This is a genomic window from Actinomycetes bacterium (genome assembly GCA_022599915.1).
Taxonomy (GTDB): Bacteria; Actinomycetota; Actinomycetes; order S36-B12.
Genome location: JAHZLH010000013.1, coordinates 1 through 2,623, shown reverse-complemented (window position 1 = coordinate 2,623; position 2,623 = coordinate 1). Strand labels below are relative to the sequence as shown.

Annotated in this window: 2 protein-coding genes; both read right to left on the bottom strand. The window is 63.1% G+C overall.

What is annotated here, in order from left to right; genetic code table 11:
- A partial coding sequence (locus tag K0U62_02255) for a geranylgeranyl reductase family protein (protein MCH9800340.1) occupies positions 1-1,169 on the bottom strand: 1,169 nt, incomplete at its 3' end.
- 5 nt (positions 1,170-1,174) lie between these two features.
- A complete protein-coding gene (locus K0U62_02250) occupies positions 1,175-2,398 on the bottom strand; it encodes a hypothetical protein (protein MCH9800339.1) in 1,224 nt (407 codons plus the stop codon).
- Positions 2,399-2,623: the final 225 nt, after the last annotated feature.

The window sequence follows — 2,623 nt, the reverse complement described above, 5'->3', positions numbered from 1 at the left end:
TCGTGGTCTTCCTCGGTCACCAGATTTCCCATCAGCCGCAAGGCCACCGTCATCAGCCAGCGCGAACGCATGCCGACCGGACCAGCTCGTCGCAGCAGTTCCGGCTGAGTCAGGAATCCAGCCAGTCGGCGAGCAACGGAAAAGGACGGTCCATAGTGCGAGGACAACGCATCAATCCAGACTTGGCTGATGTCACTGTCGGTCGCCTCACCCTGATCAAACAGCTCCGCGGCAAGGCGACCGGTCTCCAATCCGTAGTCAATTCCTTCGCCATTCAGTGGATTCACGCAACCTGCCGCATCACCGATCAGGGTCCAGTTCGGGCCAGCGACACCACTTACTGCCCCACCCATAGGAAGCAGAGCTGATCTGACCGCTTCAGGCGTGCCCAAGAGTTGCCACTCTTCGCGTTGGCCTTCGAAGTAGTGCTGCAGCAGTTTTCGTAGATTGACGTCAGCGGGACGCTGCACCGTGGCTAGTGTCCCTACGCCAATGTTGACCTGGCCATTTCCTAGCGGGAAGATCCAGCCATAGCCGCTCAAGATCCCGTCGTCGGCCCCCCGCAGTTCTAGGTGGGAAGAAATCCACGGATCATCTGCCCGCATGCTTTTTGCGTATCCCCGGGCAGCCACCCCGTAGACCGTCTCGCGGTGCCACTCGCGGCCCAGCATCCGCCCGACAGGTGACCGAGCGCCGTCGGCAATGACCGCTCGCCGACACCGGATATAGCGGGTTCCCGACAACGTCATGATTTCGACGCCCCGCAGCTTGTGATCCACATCTACTGCCATCACTCGAGCGCCCGGCAGGAACTGCGCCCCGCTCGTGAGTGCTTCCTCCAAGATGGCAGCGTCGAGTTCGCTGCGAGCTGCCGCGCTACCAGTGCTGGGCATTGCTCCCCCCGGCCACGGCAGGTGCCACGTCTTGCCAAAGCCGTGCGCCCGCAGCCCCCAGTTGGCAGGACGATCTTGCAGCCAGTCCGCCATCCCCAGCCTTCGCATTTCGGCGACCGCTCGCGGGGTCAGACCGTCGCCGCAGGGCTTGTCGCGGGGGAATTCGGCGGCGTCCACGAGAATCGTTTCCAGTCCGGATCGAGCGCACCAGGCTGCAGCGGCGGCGCCTGCCGGCCCCGCTCCGACTACGAGGACATCAGTCTCAAGGGTTTCCATTACCCCTATTGTGAGGCCAACTCCCGAATCACGCTCTCGACGGTTCGGTCATAATCGTCCGCATCGTGGTCCGATGGCTGGGATTCCAAGGAAGTCACGCGCAAATCCACCACATCCGCAGCCGGGGTTGCCGTGGTCAACTGCTCCAAATCTCGCTCCACGGACTGCGCCACTGCCCAGGACCGGGCGACTCGGCGCATCCGCATCCGATCCGCTCTATCCAACACCGCCGCGCGCAACGCTCGCCGGCGGCGGGTATCACCGTCGAGCAGACCATCAAGAACGCTGCCGGCCATGAACATCCAACCCAACGTCCAAAACGGCAAGTCGCGCGCTATCTCAGCGCCGTGCCACCGCAACGCTTGCGCCGCGACAACAGCGACTGCCTCCTCCGTAAGAGGTGCGTCTGGCCAACCACTGACCTGCTCGGCCTGTCGACGAGCCGCCACCTCGGCAGCCTGCGCGAGGCCGGAGTGATCGGGATCGGACACTTGAGCGGTCAACCGCCAGACCACTTCACAGGCATCAGCCGCAGAGCCCCCGCCAACCAGCGTCGCCACCGCGCCGCCGTGAGCCAGTACTGATCCCGGCACGCCCCGTCGACGAGCGCTGGCGGCATGGCCGTCGCGACTCGCGTCACAGTCGCACAGCTGGGGGTCTTTGGATACCTCTACCCAGTCGGCTATCGCTTGTGCCTCCGCATCTCGCTGCGGGGAGGGCCGGACATCGTCCTGATCAACCTGAGCCGGTCCGCCGACCGACAGCCGACGCCGCCGAACTGCGGCTAACGCGTTCAATCGATCGTCAGCCGTCATCGCGCGGTACTGCTCCGCCAAATACGGGGCACCCGACCCGTAGGACTCGGGCAGGAAGTCGCTGCCGTCTGCCCGAATCAAAGGAACGTCCCCCGGTGCGTCTTGCCAACCGGACAACTCACCACTTCGAACCTGCAAGAACCCACCAGCGGGCATAGCCACGTCGTAGTCCGGTTCTGCTCCGGGGACCAGCCCGCCGCGCGGCGGGCCCACATAGTCGCCCTCATGAACCGGGGTCGCGGCAAACCACAGGTTCACCAAAGCCTGCTTATCTTGGCAATGCACTAGATCGTGTTGACCAGAGAAGGCACCGAAGGCAAATGGCTGCGGTAACCAGCGGCACACCGAGAGGACGTCTGGGTGGTCGCGAGCGGTCGCTCGAACCTCTGATGCCCCCGAAACTGACTCAGCCATCACGGCCAACTAACAAGATCATGATGGCGCCACGATAAGTCGCCGCAGCCCCGTTCCCCTGTTTTGGCGCGAAATTCCCCCGATTCGACACAAATCCGCAATGCGCTGCGCGGAAACCAGAGTGGGTAAATCGTCGCGAAGTGGCGAAAACCTCACCCATTTTTCGTGAAGAATCTACGCAAACCCCCCATTCTTAGTTACCTTGAGTGAAGTAATAGCGGCACC

Coding starts and splice junctions, on each gene's coding strand:
- K0U62_02250 (MCH9800339.1), bottom strand. CDS start 2,398: ATGGCTGAGTCAGTTTCGGGGGCATCAGAGGTTCGAGCGACCGCTCGC.